Origin of the sequence: Aurantiacibacter sp. D1-12 (genome assembly GCF_028858515.1) — a bacterium.
GTDB lineage: Bacteria > Pseudomonadota > Alphaproteobacteria > Sphingomonadales > Sphingomonadaceae > Alteraurantiacibacter.
This window is the reverse complement of sequence record NZ_JAPJZJ010000005.1, coordinates 121,432-145,425: the sequence shown is the minus strand read 5'-3', so window position 1 is coordinate 145,425 and position 23,994 is coordinate 121,432. Positions and strand designations below refer to the sequence as shown.

At 60.4% G+C, this 23,994-nt stretch carries 19 protein-coding genes and 1 tRNA gene; 7 read left to right on the top strand and 13 right to left on the bottom strand.

Translation table 11 applies throughout. The features are described 5' to 3' along the window. Window positions 1-34 precede the first annotated feature (34 nt). The 3 genes from OOZ52_RS11750 to OOZ52_RS11740 are packed head-to-tail and all read right to left on the bottom strand — an operon-like array spanning window position 35 to window position 5,309. Window positions 35-1,825 (bottom strand): acyl-CoA dehydrogenase C-terminal domain-containing protein, encoded by a 1,791-nt coding sequence (locus OOZ52_RS11750; protein ID WP_274698716.1) that lies wholly within the window; start codon window positions 1,823-1,825, stop codon window positions 35-37. 17 nt (window positions 1,826-1,842) lie between these two features. After that, window positions 1,843-4,173: a 3-hydroxyacyl-CoA dehydrogenase/enoyl-CoA hydratase family protein gene (locus OOZ52_RS11745; RefSeq protein WP_274698715.1), complete on the bottom strand. Its 2,331-nt coding sequence runs from the start codon at window positions 4,171-4,173 to the stop codon at window positions 1,843-1,845. Then, window positions 4,173-5,309 carry a thiolase family protein gene (locus tag OOZ52_RS11740; RefSeq protein WP_274698714.1) on the bottom strand — a complete coding sequence of 379 codons (1,137 nt, stop codon included), beginning with the start codon at window positions 5,307-5,309 and terminating at the stop codon, window positions 4,173-4,175. Before OOZ52_RS11740 ends, OOZ52_RS11745 begins: the two co-directional genes overlap by 1 nt. A 161-nt stretch (window positions 5,310-5,470) precedes the next feature. On the opposite strand from OOZ52_RS11740, the gene OOZ52_RS11735 reads away from it, so the two are divergent. Further along, window positions 5,471-7,225 (top strand): long-chain-fatty-acid--CoA ligase, encoded by a 1,755-nt coding sequence (locus tag OOZ52_RS11735; protein WP_274698713.1) that lies wholly within the window; start codon window positions 5,471-5,473, stop codon window positions 7,223-7,225. Then, entirely contained in the window at window positions 7,218-7,643 is a 426-nt protein-coding gene (locus tag OOZ52_RS11730; RefSeq protein ID WP_274698712.1) for a MerR family transcriptional regulator, read from the top strand. Before OOZ52_RS11735 ends, OOZ52_RS11730 begins: the two co-directional genes overlap by 8 nt. 29 nt (window positions 7,644-7,672) lie before the next feature. Here OOZ52_RS11730 and OOZ52_RS11725 read toward each other — a convergent pair. Continuing rightward, window positions 7,673-7,747: transfer RNA gene (locus tag OOZ52_RS11725), tRNA-Val, on the bottom strand. Between the two features lie 93 nt (window positions 7,748-7,840). Continuing rightward, a complete protein-coding gene (cpdR, locus tag OOZ52_RS11720; RefSeq protein WP_274698711.1) occupies window positions 7,841-8,215 on the bottom strand; it encodes a cell cycle two-component system response regulator CpdR in 375 nt (124 codons plus the stop codon). Window positions 8,216-8,348: 133 nt separating this feature from the next. Between cpdR and OOZ52_RS11715 the strand changes: the two genes are divergently transcribed. Beyond that, complete coding sequence (locus OOZ52_RS11715) at window positions 8,349-9,287, top strand: N-formylglutamate amidohydrolase (RefSeq protein WP_274698710.1); 939 nt, start codon at window positions 8,349-8,351, stop codon at window positions 9,285-9,287. A 211-nt stretch (window positions 9,288-9,498) separates the two neighbouring features. Here the strand turns inward: OOZ52_RS11715 and OOZ52_RS11710 are convergent, their stop codons facing one another. Both OOZ52_RS11710 and OOZ52_RS11705 read right to left on the bottom strand, forming a co-directional pair. Then, window positions 9,499-10,296: a SapC family protein gene (locus tag OOZ52_RS11710; RefSeq protein WP_274698709.1), complete on the bottom strand. Its 798-nt coding sequence runs from the start codon at window positions 10,294-10,296 to the stop codon at window positions 9,499-9,501. 168 nt (window positions 10,297-10,464) lie between these two features. Beyond that, window positions 10,465-11,886, bottom strand: coding sequence for an FAD-binding oxidoreductase (locus tag OOZ52_RS11705; RefSeq protein ID WP_274698708.1), 1,422 nt, complete (start codon window positions 11,884-11,886; stop codon window positions 10,465-10,467). Window positions 11,887-12,023: 137 nt separating this feature from the next. On the opposite strand from OOZ52_RS11705, the gene OOZ52_RS11700 reads away from it, so the two are divergent. The 3 genes from OOZ52_RS11700 (at window position 12,024) to OOZ52_RS11690 (ending at window position 15,015) form a co-directional block, all read left to right on the top strand. Further along, window positions 12,024-12,584, top strand: coding sequence for a hypothetical protein (locus OOZ52_RS11700; protein ID WP_274698707.1), 561 nt, complete (start codon window positions 12,024-12,026; stop codon window positions 12,582-12,584). Window positions 12,585-12,720: 136 nt separating this feature from the next. Continuing rightward, complete coding sequence (locus tag OOZ52_RS11695) at window positions 12,721-14,106, top strand: DEAD/DEAH box helicase (RefSeq protein WP_274698706.1); 1,386 nt, start codon at window positions 12,721-12,723, stop codon at window positions 14,104-14,106. Window positions 14,107-14,178: 72 nt separating this feature from the next. Further along, window positions 14,179-15,015, top strand: a complete 837-nt coding sequence (locus OOZ52_RS11690; RefSeq protein WP_274698705.1) for a sterol desaturase family protein — start codon at window positions 14,179-14,181, stop codon at window positions 15,013-15,015. A 222-nt stretch (window positions 15,016-15,237) separates the two neighbouring features. Here OOZ52_RS11690 and OOZ52_RS11685 read toward each other — a convergent pair whose 3' ends face one another. The 4 genes from OOZ52_RS11685 to OOZ52_RS11670 all read right to left on the bottom strand — a co-directional run bounded on the left by OOZ52_RS11685 (window position 15,238) and on the right by OOZ52_RS11670 (window position 19,882). Next, window positions 15,238-16,104 carry a hypothetical protein gene (locus OOZ52_RS11685; protein ID WP_274698704.1) on the bottom strand — a complete coding sequence of 289 codons (867 nt, stop codon included), beginning with the start codon at window positions 16,102-16,104 and terminating at the stop codon, window positions 15,238-15,240. Window positions 16,105-16,236: 132 nt separating this feature from the next. Further along, complete coding sequence (locus OOZ52_RS11680; RefSeq protein WP_274698703.1) at window positions 16,237-18,528, bottom strand: ATP-dependent helicase; 2,292 nt, start codon at window positions 18,526-18,528, stop codon at window positions 16,237-16,239. 50 nt (window positions 18,529-18,578) lie between these two features. Continuing rightward, complete coding sequence (gene rsmD, locus OOZ52_RS11675) at window positions 18,579-19,124, bottom strand: 16S rRNA (guanine(966)-N(2))-methyltransferase RsmD (RefSeq protein ID WP_274698702.1); 546 nt, start codon at window positions 19,122-19,124, stop codon at window positions 18,579-18,581. Next, window positions 19,121-19,882, bottom strand: a complete 762-nt coding sequence (locus OOZ52_RS11670) for a pseudouridine synthase (RefSeq protein ID WP_274698701.1) — start codon at window positions 19,880-19,882, stop codon at window positions 19,121-19,123. Before OOZ52_RS11670 ends, rsmD begins: the two co-directional genes overlap by 4 nt. A gap of 98 nt (window positions 19,883-19,980) precedes the next feature. On the opposite strand from OOZ52_RS11670, the gene OOZ52_RS11665 reads away from it, so the two are divergent. Continuing rightward, the gene (locus OOZ52_RS11665; protein WP_274698700.1) at window positions 19,981-21,702 is read left to right on the top strand and encodes an AmpG family muropeptide MFS transporter; all 1,722 of its coding nucleotides are present in this window, start codon (window positions 19,981-19,983) and stop codon (window positions 21,700-21,702) included. On the opposite strand, the gene OOZ52_RS11660 is transcribed toward OOZ52_RS11665, so the two are convergent. Then, on the bottom strand, window positions 21,699-23,045 hold the full coding sequence (locus OOZ52_RS11660; RefSeq protein WP_274698699.1) for a bifunctional folylpolyglutamate synthase/dihydrofolate synthase: 1,347 nt from the start codon (window positions 23,043-23,045) through the stop codon (window positions 21,699-21,701). The genes OOZ52_RS11665 and OOZ52_RS11660 overlap by 4 nt on opposite strands. 94 nt (window positions 23,046-23,139) lie before the next feature. After that, entirely contained in the window at window positions 23,140-23,988 is an 849-nt protein-coding gene (gene accD / locus OOZ52_RS11655) for an acetyl-CoA carboxylase, carboxyltransferase subunit beta (RefSeq protein ID WP_274698698.1), read from the bottom strand. Between the last annotated feature and the right edge of the window lie 6 nt (window positions 23,989-23,994).

Sequence of the window (23,994 nt, the reverse complement as noted above, 5' to 3'; positions counted from 1 at the left end):
GCCTTGAAGTCTAGGACGCGCTGGTTGGGACCGCTCAAAACGCGTCCTCCGGCATGTCCATCATGCTCGCCTTACCGCTCTTGATCGCCATGAACTGCGCCGTTGCGGGCGGCAGCAGGCGGTCGAAGAAGTACTGCGCGGTGATCAGCTTGCTCTTGTAGAACTGCTCATCCCCGGTGCCTTCAGCCAGCTTGGCGTGAGCGACCTTGGCTGCCTTTGCAAAGCAGTAACCCATGGCCACGAAGCCGAGCAGGCGCAGGTAATCGGTTGCAGCCGCACCTGCTTCTTCCGGATCTTTCAGGCCCTTCTGGGCGATGAAGCCGGTTGAAAGTTGCAGCGCGCCAAAGCTCTGGCCAAGCGCGGCGACCATCTTGCCGATGTTTGCATCGCTGCCATTGTCTTCGATGAACTGCGAGACAGGGTGGAAGAAGCTACGCAGGTTGCGGCCCATCCGGTCAGGCAGCTTGCGGCCGACAAGGTCGAGCGCCTGAATGCCGTTGGTCCCTTCGTAGATCATCGCGATACGGGCGTCGCGCGCGAACTGTTCCACGCCCGATTCCTGAATGTAGCCGTGGCCGCCATAGACCTGCACCGCAAGATGTGCGCTTTCATGACCGAGATCGGTGAAGAGCGCCTTCACCACCGGCGTCATCAGCGCGATGAAATCCTTGGCGCGTTCGCGGGTTTCGGGCTCGGGCGAGGCATGCTCGGCATCGAGCGCACGGCTGACCCATGCGGCAACCGAACGGCAGCCTTCGTTATACGCGCGCATAGTCATCAACATGCGGCGCACGTCCGGGTGCACGATGATCGGATCGGCGGGGCCGTCCGGGTTCTTCACGCCCGAAAGCGAGCGGCCCTGCAGGCGGTCCTTCGCGTAGTACACAGCGCTCTGGTAGGCGATCTCGCCCACGCCGAGGCCCTGGATGCCGACCGCAACACGTTCGGTGTTCATCATCGCAAACATGGCTTCCAGCCCGCGGTTCGGCTCACCGATGATCCAGCCCTTGGAATCCTCGAAGCTCATCTGACAGGTCGCCGAAGCCTTGAGGCCCATCTTGTGCTCGATTGCCGTGGGGCCGGCATTGTTGTGATCGCCAAGCGATCCATCGTCGTTCGGCAGGTATTTGGGCACCAGGAACAGGCTGATGCCTTTCACACCCTCTGGCGCGTCAGGCAGGCGAGCAAGGACGAGGTGGACGATGTTGTCCGCCAGGTCATGGTCACCGGCCGAGATGAAGATCTTGTTGCCGGTGACAAGGAAGCTACCGTCTTCCTGCGGCACCGCCTTGGTGCGCAGCATGCCGAGATCGGTGCCGCAGTGGCTTTCGGTAAGGCACATGGTGCCCGCCCATTCGCCGTTGGCCATCTTGGGCATGTAGAAGTTCTTCAGATCCTCGCTGCCATAGGCTTCCAGAGCGACCATCGCGCCGCCCGTCAGGCCCGGGTAGAGACCGAAAGAGAGGTTGGTCGAACAGCTCATTTCCTCGACGCATTTGGCGAGGGCGTGCGGTGCGCCCTGGCCACCCCATTTCTGATCCACAGCGAGGCCGGCCCAGCCGCCTTCGCAGAACTGCTTGTAGGCTTCCTGGAACCCTTTGGGAGTGCGGACGACGCCGTTTTCGATGCGGCAACCTTCCTGATCACCTGACCAGTTCAATGGCAGCAACACGTCGCGGCACAGCTTGTTCGCTTCCTCAAGAATAGCCGCTGTCATGTCTTCATCGAAATCCTCGAACCCTTCGAGATTTCCGAAACCATCGTCAGAGTGCAGTTCTTCGAGAACGAAGCGCATGTCGCGGATGGGGGCTTCATAGACTTGCATGTCTTATTCTCCCTGGATCAGTTGCGCAGCGGCTTGCCGGTTTCGAGCATGTGCTCGACACGGGCCTGCGACTTGGAATTGCGGACGAGGCGCATAAACGCCTCGACTTCGAGGTTGAGCATGTCGGCTTCCGTGGTGATCTCGACCGGATCGGTATTGCCGCCGGTGAGTACGTAGGCGAGCTCTTCTGCCACCGTCACATCGTGATCGGTCGCCATGCCCCGATTGTGGAAGCTTTCCACCGCCAGCTTGAGCGCCGCCGCGCCGGACGGGCCGGGCAGGCGATACTCGGGCTTCTCAGGAGCTTCATAGCCATCAACCATGCTGAGCGCACGCTGCTTCGCATCGAAGAGCAGGCGATCACGGTTCATCGTAATGCCGTCACTGTGACGCAGGAAACCATGTTCCTTCGCCTCGGCAGCCGACTTGGCGACAGTTGCCGTCGAGATTGTCTCGAACGACTTCGATACTGCAGGCATCGGGCCGTTCGGGTGGCGCGGGTTTTCCTGCCAGCGAGAGATCATCTCGCCGCAGCCGCCCCAGCCAGGGATGATGCCCACACCGGTTTCGACGAGGCCGATATAGGTCTCTGCATGCGCTTGGATGGCATCGGAGTTGAGGCAGATTTCGCAGCCGCCGCCCAGTGCCATTCCGAACGGAGCGGAGACGACAGGGAAGGGGGCGTACTTGAGCGCCTTGTAGGCTGTCTGACCACCGCGCACCGACTTTTCGACTTCGCTCCACGCCGCGATGTTGATCGCGAACATGGCGAGGCCAAGGTTGGCGCCGGCGGAGAAGTTGGAACCTTCGTTGTAAACGACCAGCGCCTTGTAGTCCGACTTCACCAGCGGGATCGCCTTCTGGATCAGCTTCATGACCTGCTCGTCGAGCGCGTTCATCTTGCCAGTGAATTCGAGCGCGACAACACCGTCGCCCACATCCCACAGCGCGGCAGAGCCGTTCTTGAGCAGCGGCTCACTCGTGCGCTTCACGTCTTCGAGCAGAAGCACGCCTTCGGGGCGTTCGACATTGTGGTATTCACCATCCGTACCGAAATACTGCAGCTGCCCGTCTTCCACGCGGTAGAAGGTATTGTCGCCCACCTGCTCAAGGATCGGCGGGACCGGATAGTCGCTTTCCTTCAGCCGCTCGACGAGGTGTGCGGCGCCAATGGCGTCGATCATCTCGAACGGACCACGCTTCCAGTTGTAGCCTAGCTTCATCGCATCATCGACGCCGACCACGGTTGCGGTCGCTTCGGGAACGATGCTGGCGGCATAGCTGAGCGTCGGGCCGAGCACGGCCCAGGCGTAGTCGCCGGCCTTGCCCTTGAGCGAGATCAGTTTCTTGAGGTCACCCTTGGCGGCAGATCCACGCACGAGGCTGGAACGAGCGGCCTTGCGGTACTCGCCGGACTTCAGGTCCTTGGCTTCCTTCACCTTGCCACCGCCTTCGCGGTTGATGCGATAGAAGCCGCCCTTGCCCTTACGGCCAGTGTAGCCTTCCTCGATCATCGCTTCGATCATAGGCTCGCTGCGCGCGATCTTCTGATACCAGTCGTCCTTCGGAAGGGTGCTGGTGAGCGACTTCATCAGGTGCGGCATCAGGTCGATACCGATCAGGTCAATGAGGCCGAACAGGCCGGTCTTGGGCACACCCATCGGGCGGCCACCGATTTCGTCGGCTTCTTCAACGGTCACACCTAGATCGAAAGCAGCGTTCACTGCCTGCTGGATCCAGAAGGTGCCGACGCGGTTGGCGATAAAGCCGGGCGAATCCTCGGCATCGACAACGCTCTTGCCGAGCTTGCGATCAACAAAGTCGCTGACCATCGCAACGGTTGCGGCATCGCTTTGCGGGCCGGCAACGATTTCAATCAGGCGCATGTAGCGCGGCGGATTGAAGAAGTGGGTGATCAGGAAGTCGTTCTTGAACGCGTCCGAGCGACCATCGGTCAACTGGGCGAGAGGGATCGTCGAGGTATTCGACGATACGGCCGTGCCAGCGGTGCGGACTTCTTCCAGCTTGGCGTAGAGATCCTGCTTGATGTCGAGGCGTTCGATAATCGCTTCCACGATCCAGTCGCACTCGGCAACCTTGTCGAGATGATCTTCGATATTGCCGGTTTCGACCAGTTTGGCGGCACGCTTGCTCATGAACGGCGCGGGGCTCGTCTTGAGCATATTCGCCACGGCACCTTCGGCCACGGCGTTACGATTGTCGCCCTCTTTCGGGACGATATCGAGCAGCAGCACGGGGACACCGGCATTGGCGACCTGCGCCGCAATGCCAGCACCCATCGTGCCGGCGCCGATCACGCAGACTTTGTTGATGGACTTGTCTGACATTACACGGCCTCCAGGATCGTAGCGATGCCCTGGCCGCCACCGATGCACTGGGTGCTCAGCGAATACTTGCCGCCTTCACGCTGGAGCAGGCTGGCTGCCTTGCCCACGATGCGCGCACCGGTTGCACCCAGCGGGTGGCCGATGGCAATCGCGCCGCCATCAATATTGATCTTGTCCATATTCGCGCCGAGATCGCGGATCGTTGCGATCGACTGGCTGGAGAAGGCTTCGTTCAGCTCGATCACGTCCATATCGTCGATGGTCAGGCCAGCACGCTCGAGCGCCTTCTGGCTCGCGCCGACGGGGCCAATGCCCATGATTTCAGGCGCGCAGCCGGAAATCGCCATGCTCTTGATCTTCGCCATGACCTTGAGGCCGTTCTTTGCGGCATAGTCAGCCGAGCAGACCAGCACGGCGGTGGCGCCATCGGTCAGCGGACTGGACGTGCCAGCGGTTACCGTACCGTTTTCGTCGAAGGCGAGCTTCAGACCAGCGAGGTCTTCGGCAGTCGTGCCGGGGCGGGGTGTGCCGTCTTTATCGACAACGGTGCCGTCGGGCAGCGTGAACGGGACAATCTCGTCATCAAACGCATTCTTCTCGAGCGCGGCAGCTGCCTTTTCCTGACTGCGCACTGCGAATGCTTCCTGCTCTTCGCGAGAAATGTCGTACTTCTTGGCGACGTTTTCTGCGGTGTCGCCCATGCCAAGGTAGGCGGCGCTCTTCTTGGCAAGTTCGGGGTTCGGCATCGGGTTGAAGCCTGTCATCGGAACGCGGCTCATGCCTTCAACGCCGGCAGCGATGAACACTTCGCCCGCGCCCATAGCGATCTGGCCAGCGGCGTAGTGGATCGAGCTCATCGAGGAACCGCAGAAACGGTTCATGGTGATGCCGCCGACATCCAGCGGCAGGTCAGCCAGCAGGCCAACGAGTCGTGCGATGTTGAAGCCCTGCTCACCTTCGGGGAAAGCGCAGCCCATCACGATGTCTTCAATGTCTTCCGCTTTCACACCGGTCTTTTCGATCAGACCGCGAATCGTGTTCGCTGCCAGATCGTCCGGCCGTGTCTTCGCCAGCGCACCTTTGTAAGCGAGGGTGAAGGGGGAGCGGACATAGCCCGCAATGACGACATCACTCATGGTTCCAACTGCCTTTCTTGTCCGATTCGAATGGTCGATTGACCTTTCGCGCCGATTGATTACGATAAAGTCTGTTGCTTGACGTATACGTTAAGTAAACGGGAATCAAGATGCTCTCGAAGGCTGGCTAGACTTTTTGTTCGGCAAAATCAGGGCAAGGGATGGAGAAAGGATATTTCATGGTCGAGGTGCCCGAAGGGTTCCGTCTGATGGACACGAGCCGGTTTCTGGACGCCGATGGAAAGATTCGTCCGCGCCTGCTGACCGAGCCTCTCGATCATGCCGTTTCCAGGTACCCGAATCGCGTGTGTGTAGACTTCCTTGGCCGCGAATGGACCTATGCCGAGATCGGAGATCTGGTGGACCGCGTCGCTACCGGACTGCAGCAGCAGGGCTTGGGGAAGGGTGACCGCTTTGGCCTGTGCCTGCCCAACACGCCATACTCGGTGATCATGTATTTTGCAGTGCTGCGCGCGGGCGCCATGGTGGTGAATATAAACCCGCTCTATTCAGAGAGTGAAGTCGAATTCCTGATCACCAATGCTGGTGCCAAGATGGTCGCCGTGCCCGATCTGGAGCTGCTGCACGGAAAGGTCGCGGCAGCGGTGGGCAAGGCTGATGAAGACGGCAACAAGCCGCTCGAGAAGATCGTGCTGTGCCCGATGGCGGACGTACTGCCGTTCTGGAAGTCGGTCGGTCTGCGCACGCTCAAGCGGTCCGCGCTGGCAAAGAAGCAGGCGGGCATCGATTATATCGACTACCGCGATCTCGCAGCCCACGCGCCGGAACCCAAGCCGGTGGAAATGGAGCCGGACGACGTGGCGGTGCTGCAGTACACCGGCGGCACCACGGGCCGCCCCAAGGGCGCGATGCTCACCCATGCGAACCTCACGGCCAACTCGGCGCAGATGATGCTGCATGTGGGTGTCGAGCGGGACCAGCAGGAGCGCACACTCGGCGTGCTGCCGCTGTTCCATGTGTTCGCGCTTACCTGCGTGATGAACTTCGGCGTTGATACCGCGAGCGAGCTCGTGCTGCTGCCGCGCTTCGAAATGGACGAAGTGCTCAAGACGGTGAAGCGCAAGCCGCCAACGCAGATGTTCGGCGTGCCGACAATATACAATGCGCTTGGTTCGCTACCGGACGACAAGCTGCCGGATCTTTCTATGGTACTGACAAGCTGTTCTGGTGGTGCGCCGCTACCGCTGGACGTCCGAACCAAGTTTGAAGAGCGCACCGGCTCGCTCGTGTCGGAAGGTTATGGTCTCACCGAAGCAAGTCCGATCATCACCAGTAATCCCCTGCTTGGCCGACAGCCGGTAAAAGAAAACTCCGCCGGTCCCGCGTTCCCGCAGACGATCCTCGAACTGCGCGACGAAGAGGGCAATCTGGTAGAAGGCATCGGACCAGACCATCGCGGCGAAATCTGCGCGCGCGGCCCGCAGGTGATGAAAGGCTACTGGAACCGCCCCGGTGCGACAAAGGACACCTTCTTTGGCGAGAGCCTGCGCACCGGCGATATCGGCTATCTCGACAAGGACGGCTATCTGTTCATTGTCGACCGCATCAAGGACCTGATCCTTTGCAGCGGCTACAACGTCTACCCGCGCATGATCGAGGATGCCGCATACGAACATCCGGCAGTAAAAGAAGCCATCGCCATCGGCATTCCCGACGATTACCGCGGCGAGGCGCCCAAGCTGTTCATTGCGGTGCACGAAGGAGAGGAGCTGGATGCGGGCACGCTCGATGCATTCCTCAAGATGCGGCTCAACCCGATCGAGATGCCCGACGCGTACGAATTCCGCGACGAGTTGCCCAAGACGCTCGTCGGCAAGCTCGAGAAGAAGGCGCTCGTCGCCGAGGAAAAAGCCAAACGTGAAGCTGCGAAAGGCGAAGGGGGGACTGATGCCTGATAGCGTTGCCAACATGAACGAAGCGCAGGGGAGCGATCCGCTCAAGAGCATTGCCGAAGCCGCAGAGGCGCTCGGCGTCACCCAGCGGACCCTGCGCTTCTACGAAGACAAGGGGCTCATTTCACCACAACGCGTTGGTACCATGCGCGCCTACTCCAAACGTGAAATGGGACGGATGCAGTTGATCATGCGCGGCAAGCGCCTGGGCTTTTCTATCCGCGAAATCGGCGAGTTCCTAAGCCTCTACGACAACGAGGAAGGCGGCAAGGTCGAACAGATGCGCCACCTGCAAAACCAGATTCACCAGCGCCTGACCGAGCTGGAAGAGCACCGCGATGCCATCGACCAGACCATTCGCGAGCTCAAGCAGATGCATACCGAAGCGCAAGAGCGCATCGACACTATGGACCATGGTTGAGCGGGAATTTTCCTGTCAGAAGTTTCGAATGGTGGGCGTACCAAGGTTCGAACTTGGGACCCCTACGATGTCAACATAGTGCTCTACCACTGAGCTATACGCCCGCACCATTCGGGTGCCCTCGCGTGGAGGGCAGGCGGGCCATCTAGCGCCGCCTTGATAGGGTTTCAAGTGTAATTGAAGCGCGAGGCGTTTTCTTAGAGCGAAGCAGCTGCCACGTCTTCGAACATGCGCTCTATTTCCATTACCAGATCCTTCAGGTGGAACGGCTTGGACAGCATCTTGGCCTGCGGTGCTTCGCGGCTTGCGCGCAGCGATACGGCAGCGAATCCGGTGATAAACATCACCTTCGTGCTCGGGCTGAGCTCGTTGCAGCGTTGTGCGAGTTCGATCCCGTCCATTTCCGGCATCACGATGTCGGACAAAAGCAGATCGTAGATTTCGGTCTTGAGCATCGGCAGGGCTTCGGTGCCTGAACCCACTGCAACCACGGAATAGCCGGCCTGTTCAAGCGCACGCGTCAGGTATGCGCGCATCGCTTCATCGTCTTCGGCCAGCAGGATGCGGATCATGCTCTCTTCCCCAATATCGGTGTGTTTGCGAATCTGAAGCTCCTTTACGCAGCAATTTGTAACAAAGTCTTGCATCCAATGCGGAGTGGCCAGCTTTGACACAGGGGATAATCGCGGCCAGCAATCATGGTGAATGAACCGAAACGATACATCCCAGGGTGATTCGCTTAATCGCGGCGGCGGACTTATTCCCGGCGGAGAGGGGGCTCCGGCCTATTCGCTCCGTCGTCCAAGGCCCTTGTCGCTGCCGATTCTCATCGCGGTTCCGCATGCGGGAAGACACTATCCCGCGGCACTGACAGAGCGGATGCGCGCGCCATGTGAGGCGAGTCTGCGACTGGAAGACCGCTACGTTGATCTGGTCGCCGATGCCGTGGCCAAAGAGACTGGCGCAGCTCTGCTGGTCGCCCACGCACCGCGTGCGATGATCGATCTCAACCGCTCTCCCGATGATGTGGACTGGGAGATGGTCGATGGAACAGCGCCTCCGCCCGCACGTCGCCTGGCCGCCGGAAGAAGAGCGCGCAGCGGGCTTGGCCTTGTCCCGCGACGGCTTCCTGGAATGGGCGAACTCTGGAACGCGCGGCTGAGTGCTGCGGCATTGCAAGAGCGGATTGACCAGATCCATCAGCCCTATCACGCTGCGCTTGCCAAGACGCTGGAGGCCATGCGCGACAAATGGGGCGGCTCGCTGCTGATTGATCTGCACTCCATGCCGCCGCTCGGTCCGAAGAGAGGCATCAACGCAGCAGTAGACTTCGTGATCGGAGACAGGTTCGGCGGATCTTGCGAAAGCAGGCTGACCTCGGTCGCGTTCAGGCATTTCAAAGCGTACAGGGCGAGCGCCGCGCACAACCGGCCTTATGCGGGCGGCTACGTGCTCGACAGGCACGGTGCGCCCAATCGCAATATCAACGCCATGCAGCTTGAAATTTGCCGTTCGACCTATCTCGACCAGCACTTGCGGGAACCGGGCGAGGGGCTGGGTGAGGTGGTGCACCTTGTGGCGAGCCTTGTGCGCCGACTGGCCGATGAATTCGTCGACACCAATTTCGCCCAAGCCGCTGAATAGATGAAAAAACCGCCCCGTGCGCGATGCACGAGGCGGCCAAGGTTCAGGGAGGAGATGCACGGGGGGATTGTGCACCTATCCGGCCAGGCCATGAGGGGAGCGCCGACCGGACGATTCCTAGATAAGGCGCGTTCTAGCCTGTTCAAGACATGAAAAAGGGGCGCTGGTCCCATCCGGACCGCGCCCCTCTTTCGTAAGCTTGGTGCCTGGCTTAGGCCTGCGGCATCGTGCCGTTGGCTGCGCCATCCATGCTCGGGCCTTTACCCATTTCCACCTGCTTGGCGAAAACAGTGCGCATCAGCTCAAGCGAGAACAGGTGTGCGAAGATCAGCGGCAGCAGACCGTTTTCGTTCCACTTGCGCAGCTGGTCACCGCGCAGTTCGCGCAGCTTTTCCTGATTGACCATGCGGAAGCCGCGGTAGACGAACGGCTGGTCCGGATTGTCGCGACGCTGGATGGAGATTTCGCCGTCCATCAGCAGGTCGTGATCTTCTAGTTCCTTCATGAACATCTGCGTCTTGTTGCCGGCGTCTTCAAACTTCTCGCAGAAGTTGAGCAGCTGCTGGGTGTGCTCGCTCGGTTCCTTGTCTTCGGTGAACAGCGCATTGCCTTCGTCGAATTCGCCAACCAGTTCGCTGGTCGGGTCGAAGCAGAGCGACAGGTTGTCCGATTCCGGCTGCAGCTTGGCGAGCAGGAAGGGGTAACGACGAACATAGGCGGGGATGTATGGTGTGCCGATAGCCGAACCGTCTTCGTTGAAGAACACGTTCACGCCTTCGTTGAGGCCCATCAGAGCCAACGGGACCGGACGATCACCGGAGGAAAAGACAATCGGGAAATCGCGCTGTGCGATCGGGAATTCTTCCACCGTCAGCGGGATGGCGTGCTGACCGGCAATCCACGGAGCCTTGTCCGTCGTGCGGCCCTTCCAGGTGCCGTGATCATTGCTGTTGAGCGGAACGAGTTCCTTGTAAAGAACGGGCATAGATGCTTTCGGCGCGCTGGCCATATTGTCTCTCCGAAATGGATGGTCGTTCTGGAGTTGATCGGCCGGATTTTGCGTCTCGGTGATCGCCCCATAAATGTCAGGGCGCGGCCTTAGAGGCTGGAGCCTTGCGAAGCAAGCTCCTCTGCGCCCTGCGGTGCAAATTGCGTGGTGCAATTTGCGCGGGGCTTGTCAGATCAGTTTGCCCGGATTGAGCAGACCCTTCGGATCGAGCGCTGTTTTCACCTGCCGCAAGATGGACAAGTGAACCGGGTCTGCAAGGCGGGCCAGTTCGTCGCGTTTCATCTGCCCGATGCCATGTTCTGCGCTGATCGATCCGTCCCAGCGCGTAACCTCGTCATGGACAAAGCGGCTGATAAGCTTGCCGTCGGCTTCTTCCCACTCGCCGGGTACTGCGCCTGCCGGGGCGAGGACGTGGAAATGCACATTACCGTCGCCCAGATGGCCAAAAGCAATGGCGGTTGTGCCCGCAAAAGCGTTCTCGACCTTGGGCACCGTCTCCGCGACGAAATCCGCCATGCGCGCGACGGGGACGGAGATATCGTGCTGCATCGCAGGGCCCAGTGCGCGTTCCGCAGGCGAGATTTCATCCCGAAGCGTCCAGAACTGCTCTGCCTGTGCTTCGTTCGCGGCGATGGTGGCATCCTCAACCAGACCCTGCCTAAAAGCCGCTTCGAGAAACGATTGCGCCAGCGCGGGGAGGGCTTCTGCGCCGGAGCTGTCCGCCGCAAGCTCGATCAGCGCATTCCATTCATATTGTTGTTCCAGCGGCGCGCGTGCCTTCGCATTGTAGACCAGCACAGACTGCAAAGCATGGCGCGGCATCACTTCGAAGCCTTCGAGCGCGTCTCCGGCATAGGCCTGCGCAAACAACAGCAACTTGCGCGCATCGCGAATGTTGGAAAGTCCTGCCCAAAGTACCGCGCGGTCTGCCAGAGCAGGGACAAGCCGCAGCGTTGCTGCGGTGACAATGCCGAGGGTGCCTTCCGATCCGATCAGCAGTTGCTTCAGGTCAAACCCGCGGTTGTCCTTCTTGAGCGGTGTGAGCGAATCGAACGCCGAACCGTCCGCCATCACTGCTTCTACGCCTAGCACCTGCGCGCGCATGCTGCCGTGGCGCAGCACCTGCGTGCCGCCGGCATTGGTCGAAATAAGTCCGCCGATGGTGGCAGAGCCCTTGCCGCCAAGCGTCAGCGGGAAGCGCAGCCCTTCTGCCTCAACCGTTTCATGCAATGTCTGCAGGATCAGCCCGGCATCGCAGGTGATCTGATGCGCCTCCGTATCGAACTGATGCACCCGGTTCATCCGCCGCAGGGAAAGCACCACTGCCTTGCCGCTGTCATCGGGCGTTGCCCCGCCGGACATTCCGCTGTTACCGCCTTGCGGAACCACAGGCACTTCAAATTGCTGGCAAAGTTTGATCAGCGCGGCGACCTCGCTTGTGTCCCCGGGCGAAGCGAGTGCAAGGGCACGGCCGGTATATCGTCCCCTCCAGTCGGTCAGCCACGGCGTCACGATCTCCGGATCGGTCGAAAGGCCACGTGGCCCCAGCAATTCCTGTGCTGCGGCAAGAAAAGCGTCTGTGCTGCTCATGGCGCGTCTGATGCCCGTTCTGCCACGCCTTGTCACGCATGCTGCACGGCGGGTTAAGCCGCCATTCAATCCTGACTGGTAGGACGGCGCAACATTGACGCGGATGAAACAATCCGCGACGCAGCGCTGACGGATTGATGAAACGCCTTCTTGCCCTCCTTGCCCCGGTTGCTCTTGTCGCTCCGCTTTTTGCCGGAGCGCAGGATGCTACGCCCGCAAGACCGGGCCAGAGCGCGCCGCAGGTGCTGGGCTTTGATCCCGATAGTGCCCCGCCGTTCGACCTGCTCGAGCGTTCCCGAAGCCCGCGGATCCAGCATCAGGTACGCATCGAAGGCCGCGTGGTGATCCGAGTCAGCCCGGCTTCCTCTGTACGCCGGACTGAAATGCTTTCCGAATTGCCGCGCCGCCGGATGAGCACGCGTTTCGAAGAAGTCGATCATGGCGACTGTATTGACGCCGAAAGCATCATCGGGGTGCAGCCGACCAATGACAATCGTCTGCTCTTTTTCACCAACACCAGGCAGATATTGGCGGCGGAACTGGAAGATGGTTGCTCGGCCCGTGCCTATTATGCGGGATTTTTTGTAGAGCGCAGCGAAGACAGGCGTCTTTGCGTAGCGCGTGACCGCTTGCAGTCGCGCGCCGGAGGCACTTGCCAGATTGAGGATTTCTCCCGCCTAGTCGCCGTTGCCAACTAGGCACAACATGTGGGCGGAGTTCCGTCAAACTATCCGTAAATCTTGACTCTTTGCCCCTGTGCTGCGTAGGGCGCGCGCAGCATTTGCGGCTCTGTTGCATTGCAGCAGGGCATTCTATTTTCCGGATACACACGATTTGACCACTTTTGCCGATCTCGGCCTTTCGCCTGAACTTCTCAAAGCGGTGGACGTTGCGGGTTATACCGAGCCTACGCCGATCCAGGCAGAGGCCATTCCTGCCGTCCTGATGATGAAGGACATGATCGGCATCGCGCAGACGGGCACAGGGAAGACTGCCAGCTTCGTGCTGCCGATGATCGACGTGATGGCCGCCGGTCGTCGCCGCGCGCTGATGCCGCGCTCGCTTATTCTGGAGCCGACGCGCGAGCTGGCCGCGCAGGTGGCAGAGAACTTCGAGAAGTACGGCAAGAACCATGATCTCACCATGGCGCTGCTGATCGGCGGCGTGCAGATGGGCGAGCAGTTGAAGGCGCTTAATGAAGGTGTCGACGTTCTGATCGCCACGCCGGGCCGCCTGATGGACTTGTTTGAGCGTGGTAAGATCATGCTCAACGGCTGCGAGCTGCTGGTGATCGACGAAGCTGACCGGATGCTCGACATGGGCTTCATCCCCGATATCGAGTTCATCTGCGACAAGTTGCCCGAAACGCGGCAGACCATGCTGTTTTCTGCCACCATGCCGCCGCCCATCGAGAAGCTCGCGAAGAAATTCCTCAGCAATCCCAAGCGGATCGAAGTGAGTCGCGCGGCCTCGACCAACGAGAACATCACCGCGTTCAAAATTCCGGTGCCAAACCGTGAAAAGCGCTCGACGCTGCGCTGGCTGCTGCGCAACGATCATGTCGAAACCGCGATTATCTTTGCCAACCGCAAGACGACAGTGCGCGAACTCAACAAGAGCCTGCAGCGCCACGGTTTTGCCAGCGGAGAGATCCACGGCGATATCGACCAGAACCAGCGCAACAAGGAACTGCAGCGGTTCAAAGATGGCGAGATCAACATTCTCGTCGCATCCGACGTTGCCGCGCGCGGACTGGACATCAAGGGTGTGAGCCACGTGTTCAACTTTGACACCCCGTGGCACCCGGATGACTACGTCCACCGCATTGGCCGCACCGGGCGCGCTGGAGCAAAAGGCCGCGCTTTCACTTTTGTCTCGCCCGAAGACGCTGAAGCGATCGAGAACGTCGAGAAGCTGACCGGCAGCAAGGTGCCCGTGTTCGGGAAGAAGGACGTGCGCGTTGACCTTCCCAAGGCTGCGCCGAAGAAGGATGAGGGCGATCAGGAAGGGCGCGAGGAAAAGCCCAAGCGTTCGCGCACGAAGAAAGCCGATGCCGAGGACAAACCGAAGCGCGAGAAGAAGCCGCGCAAGGACAACACGTCTTCCAAGCAGGACAAGCCCAAGAAGCAATCGCGCCGCCGCGATGCTGATGATGAGCCGGTCCCTGCCGGCGAATGGAACGGCCCGAAGCCCGGCTTCCTCGGCGTAGGCTTCGATTGATCGCGTAGTCCTCGCACCCTGGGACACACCGCAATCGGGCAAATGTTAAAGCGAAATTAGCACTATTCGCGCATGGCTGGCAGCATGGAATGGGCTGTCGATCCTGTTGTGGGCTTCCTGCGCGAAATCGCGCCGATGGCGTTCGTCTTCGGCGTGCTCGCGCTTGTGCTCAAACGCGGCGCAATTGTCGCCGCACTGGGCAAGTGCCGGAACGAAGCCACCACCAACTTGCTGCTCGCCGCCACCAATGCGCTGATCATCGGCCCGCTGTTCCTCTACCCCTTCCTTCTGCTGGAGCTTGGCCTGTCGACGATCAGTCCGATTGACAGCGCGATGTGGGACCAGGTGCCCGCCGTTGTTACCGTGGCGCTGTGCGTGGTGTTCACCGACCTGCCAAGCTACTGGCGCCACCGCCTGCAGCATATGCCGCAGCTCTGGCGTTTTCACGCGACCCACCACTCGGACACTGCGATCCACTGGCTAACTCTGCAACGCAAGCACCCGGTCGAGAAGGTCATGTCGATGCTGATTGACCTGACGCTAGTCATCCTGATGGGCATGCCTGTCTGGGCGATCCTGCTGTCGACCCTCATCCGAAGCTGGTGGGGGCACTTCCTGCACTGCGATCTGCCTTGGACGCTCGGTCCGATCGGCAAGGTTCTGATGTCCCCCGCAGCACACCGCCTGCACCACATCCGTGACGAGGCGCTGATGGGATACAACTACGCCAACACCATCACCCTGTGGGACAAGCTGTTCGGTACCTACCGCGATCCCGCGCCGTACCTGAACTGCGAGACGGGGATTGCCGAAGGCACGCGGGGGTTTTTTGGTGAGCTGATACGGCCGTTGGAGACTGGGTCAGATGATTTGGAGTCGACCATTGTTAGTGAAAAGGCTGTTTCATAGGTCGCTTAGGCCGCCAAATATGATCCCGTGCCAACGGGGTTTTTGAGAGTTGATCAGGCCCAACCCAGAGTTGCTGATTTGACTCGGTAAAGGCTTCTCTAGAGCAAGTGGACATGTAGGCTGGTGAGATCTTCGGGCTTGTGCAGGAGAATGCAACAGCGTGACGAACACGCAGGACGATCCGCATTCCAGAAGAGGTGCTGAATACTCGCAAGTCTACGTTTACAGAAGCGCCTTCGCTTCATCCACTAGGATGCTTTCATCATTCTTGAATTCCGTTTCGAGGGCAGCATAATCAAGCGTCGAAGAGGAAGGCACATTGTAGATCATCCCGTAAAAAATTTTGGTGCCAGAATGCTCGATGCATCTGGCCATTGCGTGGACGGGAGGAAGGGATTTGAGGATACCGTTTTTGGAGAAAGGTGCCGACTGTGCATTAAGCGCGTTTTTCGCGGTGGTTCCGATCTTTCCTTCGTAACAATTGATGAACTGCATCATGTGAGCCAGCGATTTTGCTGTCGCGGTATTGTCGTCAGCGATGTTGGCTCGGGGTTCCCACATGTACCTGTTGAAAATTATGTCGCCCGCGCCGTCGAAGCCCAATTTTGCAATAGCGCTGCTTGCTCCTGCCGGCCCACCCAATGCCAGCATCGCCAAGTTGGTTGCGGAGTTGTATACTGGCGAGTCAAAGTCGTTTTTATTCAAACCTATAGATCTAATCGCATTCTCAATGGATTGGGCGTCTGGGGCCATCATTGCTGCAGCGATCTCCGCAAAGCTCCACGCACCCATCAATGTGGCAAGATTCCTGACGACTATTTTGTCGACTGAGTATGTAGCAGTCGTGCCTTCCAGCACCTTCCATGCTGTACTGCTCTTCGGGTCAAACGGTCCATGACAAATAGCTTGGCCAATCCCTGCGCTGTCGTAGACCTTGCCATCGATCAGGTCGGAGTACTTGATCAAGAACGCCAGCATGAGCGCAGGCTTCGACGCGCTCGCGACACGCATTGTCTCAGATTCGTTATTGCATAGAAGTGGACCAGAGGCAGTGCAGAAGAAGTGGCTCTTTTTGATATCGGTGCTCATTGATGATCTCACTCGATAGTTGTGCCACCTAAATCTTAAACTAGCTAAGCAGGAGGTCTCTCATCAGTCAATCTTGAGACTAAACCGGACTGAACGCTAGCCTGTTGGTTCAGCTTGTTTTGACAGCACCCCTCACGCCAAACTCACAAAGCTATCAATCACCCGCTTCTCGCCTGCGTGGTCGAATTCGATCACCAGCTTGTTGCCTTCTTGGCCCATGACTTCGCCGTAGCCGAACTTCTCGTGGAAGACGCGGTCGCCCACGGTGATGTCGGTGCGCGGTTTGGCGGCGAAGCTGGCGGCGCTGCGGGTGCTTTCCTTTACGCGTTTCTGCTTCGTTTCGTATCCGCTGGCGAGCGCGCGTTGCCAGCCGGGGCCGCGTGCGCCGGAGCGGTCGGGGCGGGACTGGCTGACGTGGGCGAAGGGGTCTTCGCTTTCGCTCCAGTTCGCTTGCCATAGAGAGCGTCCGCCGCTCATGGTTGTTTCGACGGCCACATGCTCTTCGGGCAGCTCCTCGACAAAACGGCTGGGGATCGAGCTGTTCCACTGGCCGAAGATGCGGCGATTGGCGGCGTGCAGGATCGTGCAGCGACGGCGCGCGCGGGTGATAGCCACGTAAGCAAGGCGGCGCTCTTCCTCCAGGCTGGCAAGCCCGCCTTCGTCGAGCGAGCGCTGGCTGGGGAATACGCCCTCTTCCCAGCCGGGCAGGAAGACATGGTCGAATTCCAGCCCCTTCGCGGCGTGCATCGTCATGATGGTCACCTTTTCCTCATCATCGCGTGCGTCATTGTCCATGACGAGGGCTACGTGTTCGAGGAAATCGCCCAGCGTTTCGTATTCTTCCATCGCGCGGGTGAGCTCGGTGAGGTTTTCCGCGCGGCCTGCGGCTTCGCTGGTGCGGTCGGCCTTCAGCATCGCATCATATCCGCTGTCTTCCAGCACCACGCGCATGAGTTCGGACGGCGTCACCGCCTCGGCCATTTCGCGCCACTTGAGGAAGCTGCGCATCAGTTCGGCAATCGTGTTGCGCGCGCGCGGGGGCAGTTCGTCACTATCGGCCAGTTCCAGCGCGGCTGCGGCGAGCGGCTGTCCGGTCGCGCGGGCGTGCGCGTGCATCTTCTCCAGCGTCTTGGCACCAATGCCGCGCTTGGGGGTGTTGTAGATCCGTTCGAACGCAAGATCGTCCGCCGGTTGTGCGATCACCCGCAGGTAGGCGAGGGCATCGCGTACTTCGGCGCGCTCGTAGAAGCGGAAACCGCCCACAATGCGGTAGGATAGGCCGATCTGGATGAAGCGGTCTTCGAACTCGCGCGTCTGGTACTGCGCGCGCACGAGGATGGCGATCTGTTCGAGTGGCGCGCCTTCGCTTTCCAGCCGCTCGATCTCCTCGCCCACGCGGCGGGCTTCTTCGGGCGCGTCCCACACGCCGATCACGCGCACTTTCTCTCCCGGTGGCAGCTCGGTCCACAGCTCTTTGCCGAGCCGCTGCGAGTTGGCAGCAATCAGCCCACCGGCAGCGGCGAGAATTTGCGGGGTCGAGCGATAGTTCTGCTCCAGCCGCACGACCTTGGCGTTGGGAAAGTCCTTGTCGAAGCGCAGGATGTTGGCGACTTCCGCCCCGCGCCACGAATAGATCGACTGGTCATCGTCGCCCACCACGCAGATGTTCTTGCGATCCTGCGCGATCAGCCGCAGCCACAGGTACTGCACGGCGTTGGTATCCTGATACTCATCCACCAGTACATATTTGAAGCGCTTCTGGTACTGTTCCAGCACGTCGCGGTGCTTGCGGAAAATGTTGAGCATATGGAGCAGCAGATCGCCGAAATCGCAGGCGTTCAGGCTGCGCAACCGTGCCTGATAGAGGCGGTACATCTCCTGCCCCTTACCGTTGGCGTAGCTTTCATTGTCCACCGGCGTCAGATCATCGGGGTTGAGCCCCTTGTTCTTCCAGCTGTCGATCAGCCCAGCGAGTTGCCGAGGCGGCCAGCGCTTTTCATCGACATCATGCTCACGGATGAGCGCCTTGAGCAACCGCAGCTGATCGTCGGTATCGATAATCGTGTAATTGCTCTTGAGGTCCACCAGCTCGGCATGACGGCGCAGCATCTTGGCACCGATCGAATGGAAAGTGCCAAGCCACGGCATCCCTTCCAGTGCACCACCGGTCAGTTTGCCCACACGCTCGCGCATCTCGCGCGCAGCCTTGTTGGTGAAAGTGACACAGAGGATTTCGCTCGGCCATGCAAGCCGCTCGCGCACGATATGCGCCAGCCGATGAGTGAGGGCGGCGGTTTTGCCAGTCCCGGCACCTGCCAGCATCAGCACCGGCCCTTCGGTCGTCATCACAGCTTCGCGCTGCGGCGCGTTGAGATGGCTCAGCCACTCGGGTGCGGTATCAGTGGTGGCGGGGGTCTGGGTCACTTGCGAACAGTTAGGGAACGCGGCGACGGGCCGCAAGAGCGCGGGAAGGCTTATTCAGGCAGTCTGAGGAACACGAGCTTTGCCGCGCCCACCTTGCGCTCGCTTTCGACTTCCATGCGGCGCACGTCCGCATCCTCTTTCGCGCTGATCTCCAGCGTCACCCATGTACCCGGGCCGACCCAGCCGAGACGGACCAACTTGTCGATGGCAACTGCGCCCGCGCCGGTCTTGTAGGGCGGATCGAGCATGATCAGGTCGAGCGGCGCCTTTGCCGGACCGAGTGATAGGGCAGAACCGGCGACCACGTCACACTGCTGCTGCGCGCGCAGGGCGGCGATATTGCTGCGTAGGGCGCGGATTGCAGCGGCGTCCTGCTCGACGAACAGGCAATGCTCTGCACCGCGGCTTAGTGCCTCTAATCCAAGCGCGCCCGAACCGGCGAACAGATCAGCACAGCGAAGCCCTGAAAAGGTGCCGAGGCGGCTGGTGAGCATTGAGAACAGCGTTTCGCGGGTGCGATCCGCTGTGGGGCGTGTTGCATCACCTTGCGGAGCCTTCAATGGCCGCCGCTTCCAGTCGCCCGCGATAATTCTCACGCGTCACCCCGCTTCAATGCGGAGCGGAAGCGCTCAATGTCTTCCTTGCGAATTTCCTGCGTAGCGCCCTTCGGCAGATCGGCAAGGCCGAACGGTCCGTAAGCGGTACGGATCAGGCGGCTGACTTCCAGCCCGAAATGTTCGAGCACACGGCGCACCTCGCGGTTCTTGCCTTCGGTCAGCGTCAGCTCGATCCACTGGTTGCGCCCAGTACGGCGTTCGAGGTTGGCATCGATACGGTCGTAGCGCATGCCCTCGATCTCGATCCCCTCCATCAGCGTTTCAAGCTGTTCCTGCGTGATCTCGCCAAATGTGCGCGCGCGGTAGGTGCGAGGGATTTCAGAGGATGGCAGCTCCAGCGTGCGCTTGAACTCACCATCGTTGGTAAGCAGCAGCAGGCCTTCGGTATTCATATCGAGACGTCCGACAGGCATCAGGCGGGGCGTGTCCTTGGGCAGAGCGTTGCGGAGTGCGGTGTAGATGGTTGGGCGACCCGAGAAATCGCGCTCCGCCGTCAGCAGGCCGGTGGGCTTGTGAAAGGCGAATAGCCGCGTGCGTTCGGGCTTTCCGACAGGTTTGCCGTCCACCGTCACACCCTTCAGGCTGGTGAGGAAGGTGGCGGGCGTGGTCACCAGCTCGTTCCCGATCTTGATCCGGCGCGCCTCGATCATCCGCTCGATCTCGCGGCGACTGGCGACACCCGCACGGGCGAGCAATTTGGCGATCCGATCGCCTTCGGGACGTGGTTCATTCGACATGAGCAGCGCCATAGGCGGTGATTGCCCGTTCATCTAGCCTTCCATTGCGATGGTTTAGCGGTAATGCGGGAGAGGGAAGATAATACGGGAGCGCCTCAATGGCCGAAGCCACAGCTGAAACGACCAAGAAAAAGCCCGGTTGGGGCACGCTGTTCAGGAGCCTGCGTAATCCGAAGAGCGGATACACCGCGCTGTTCGGGTTCGCCAGCGGCCTGCCGTTCTCGCTGTTCCTCGGCACGCTCTACGCCTGGCTTTCCGAAGCAGAGGTAGAGCTGGAGACGATGGGTGTCTTCTCGCTTATCGGCCTTGCCTATGCTTTCCAGTTCCTGTGGTCGCCGCTGATCGACAAGGTTTCGATCCCCGGCTTTTCCAGGCTTGGCAAGCGCAAGCAATGGATCGTACCTGCACAGATCCTTCTTGGCGTGATCCTGATAGCGTTGAGCCTGTCCAACCCGACCAACGAGGCAATCGGCTGGTTCAGCCTGCTCGCCGGCATCGGGGCACTCGCGAGTGCGACGCAGGATATTGCGATCAATGCCTGGCGTATCGATGTGGCGGATGAGGAGGCGACACTAGATATCCTCTCGACCGTTTATCAGATGGGCTACCGACTTGCCGCACTCGTCGGCGGCGCGCTTGGCCTCATCATTGCGGCGCGCATCGGTTGGCCGCAGACTTACCTGATCATGGGCGGCATCCTGCTCGCCATCGGCATCGCGGGTCTTTGGGCGCCGGATACCAAGGTCAGCGAAGCGGGTGAGGGTGAAGAAGACGAGCTTCTCCTGAGCCTTCGTAAAGCGGGTGAGCTTAAGCCATCGGTCCGCGCCAAAGCGCTGGGCGCGGTCGGCCTGCTTTGGGCGGTTGCCATCGGGACGGTGCTGACGTTCATGTATATGTCGCTCGCCTATTCGCCCGAAGAGCGACCGAATCCGACTGAGTTCACGGTGAACTTCGGTCCGTGGATCATCGTGGCGACGGTGGTGATTCCGGCCTTCATTGCCGGCTGGCTCGCTTCGCAAAAGCGCAAGGGCGAGAACGTGATGACCGAAGACATGGTTGCAGGCGAGGGCGGTTCGTTTGCCATCGACCATCTCTACCGCGCGCTGGTGATGCCGCTGGTCGAATTTGTCGGCCGCATGGGCTGGTCGCTTGTGCTGATCCTCTCGCTCGTCCTGACCTATCGCATCTGCGACGCGATCTGGGGCACCTTTGCCTATCCGTTCTATCTGGGTGAACTGAACTACACGAACGACGAGGTGGCCTTCGCTTCCAAGTTCTTCGGCGTGGGTGCGATCATCGCTGGGCTGGCGCTGGGCGGCTACATGCTTACCGTTGTAGGCCGAATGGCGACGCTAACCTTCGGTGCGCTGATCGCCGCGCTGACCAATCTGCTCTACGCCGATATGGCAATCGGCGGGGCGAACATGCAGGCGGCCAGCGATGCAATCGGCTTCTCCGCTCTGATCAACTTCATGGCACCGTTCGGTTCAGAGGCTTTGCCGCGGCTGACCTTCACGATCATGTGGGAGAACCTCGCCATCGGTATCGCCGGTGCAGCCTATGTCGCGTGGCTCAGCTCAATCGTGTCGAAGAAGTATTCCGCCGTGCAATACGCGCTGCTCTCCTCACTCACGCTGCTGGTGGGCACTTTGGGCCGCGGCGCGCTAGGCGAAATGATCGAAGATCGCGGCTATTTTGACGTCTTCATCCTGACGACCTTGATCGGCGGTGTGGCGGTTGTCCTGTGTATTTTCGAATGGATCAGGCAGAAGCGTGCTGGCAAAGACAGCGGTGTTGTTGCGCCGGAGGCCGCGGCTTAGTCAGGCCACTCGCGGTTGAGCTTCAATACTTGCCCGGCGAGGTAGAGCGAGCCTGCGATCAGCAGCGTTCCGCTAGCTTCGGTGCGCTCAGCCAATAGTGCCGCTGCCGATGTCATATCGGGAGCGCTCGTCGCCTCAGACACATGCTCACCGGCCAGCTTTGCGATTTCCTCGCTGCTCAAGCTATCGTGCCCGGCAATCGGGATGCCCGTTACGCTGGCCAAGTGCGGACTGAGTATCTCGAGGAATTGGCCTGCATCCTTTGCCGCCATCATCCCGACAATCGCGTGCACTGGCTTTTCGGCGCCTGCGAGGAAAGCCGCCATCGCCCGCGCGGCGTCGGGATTGTGCCCGCCGTCCAGAATGACCTTGCGGCCAGCCAGCATTTCCGTGAGCGGTCCCGGCCCAAGTTCGTGCAAGCGGGCGGGCCAGCTTGCGTTGCGGATACCATCGGCGAACGTGTCCTCGGAACCTTCTACGACATTCTGGTGCCGAATCATCGCCACGGCGAGGGCGGCATTTTCCGCCTGATGCGCGCCCGGAATTGTGGGGAGCGGCAAGTCAAGCGTGCCCCATGCGTCACGGTAGGCAATACCGGTATCGTTCGCCTGCGCTGACCATTGCTGGTCACACGCATAGAGCGGCGCTCCGGCTTGATGCGAACATTCGCTAATTTGTGCAGCGATGTCGTCGGCGTAGCCCTGCGTGACCAGCGGAACGCCCAGCTTGGCGATGCCTGCCTTTTCGAATCCGATCCGCACCAGTTTGTTCTCGGACGAGGGGGCGGTCGGGTCCGGCTGCAGCAGAAAATGATCGTGATCGACCCCGAGCGAGGCGATGCCGCAGGCGACCAGCACCTCCGGCCCCAGTACGTTCGTTGCATCGAAGCGTCCGCCAAGCCCGACCTCGATCACACAGGCATCCGCCGGATGGCGCGCGAAAGCGAGAAACATGGCGGCGGTGGTGACTTCGAAAAAGCTTGGGGTGAGATCAGCGGAGGCGTCGAGTACCTCTTCCAGCAGGCTCGCCAGCTCCGTATCGGAAACCAGCTCGCCAGCGATGCGGATACGTTCGTTATAGCGCACCAGATGCGGCTTGGTGTGGACATGGACCCGCTTGCCGTCGGCCTCCAGCATGGCGCGCAGGAAGGCGCATGTGGAGCCTTTGCCGTTGGTCCCAGCAACGTGGAACACGGGCGGCAGGTCGCGTTCGGGATTACCCAGCCGTGCGCACATTTCGCGGATGGTGTCGAGGCCAAGCCCACCACGTGGCAGCGGTAGGTCGGCGAGGCGGTCCAGTTGTTTCTGGACCGCTGCGTTATCGGAAATGGCGAAGTCTTTCATATCACCGTCATCCCAGCGAAAGCTGGGATCTCTCTCGGCAAGCTGAGACGATTCTGCAAGCGATCCCAGCTTTCGCTGGGATGACGATGTGCCACTAGGCCGCCTTTGCAGGCGTCAGATAGTCGAGCAGTTCAGCAAGCGTGCCTTTCAGGTCCTGACGGCTAACCACCAGATCGACCATGCCGTGCTTGTGCAAGTACTCGGCGCGCTGAAAACCTTCGGGCAATTGCTCGCGAATGGTTTCCTGGATCACACGCTGGCCGGCAAAGCCGATCAGGGCACCGGGCTCGGCAATGTGAATGTCACCCAGCATGGCGTAGCTGGCGGTGACGCCGCCCGTGGTCGGGTCTGCCAGCACGACGATGTAGGGAAGGCCAGCCTCACGCAGGCGGCGCGTCATTACGGTCGCGCGCGGCATCTGCATCAGGCTCAGGATGCCTTCCTGCATGCGCGCGCCGCCTGCAGCGGTCACGCAGACGAAGCCGCACTTGTTGTCGAGAGCCTTCTGCGCGGCGGTGATGAAGGCATCGCCCACCGCCATGCCCATGCTGCCGCCCATGAAAGTGAAGTCCTGCACGCCAACCACCGCAGGCTTGCCTTCGATCGTTCCGAAGCCCGAGGTGAAAGCATCGTGGTGTGGATTGGCCGCACGTGCGGCTTTCAGGCGATCCGTGTAGCGTTTGGAATCCTTGAACTTGAGCGGGTCCTCGGTGACTTCCGGTGCAGGCAGAAGTTCGAAACCCTCATCCAGCAACTGCGCCAGCCGTTCGTCCGCACCGATCCGGCCATGATGATCGCACTTGGGGCAGACCGAGAGGTTCGCCTCGTACTCTTTGGCGAAGATCATTTCCTTGCAGCGTGGGCATTTCACCCAGAGGTTGTCGGGCGTTTCGCGCTTGTTGATGAACGGCAGACGTTCACGGACTCGGGTTAACCAGGACATGGGCTG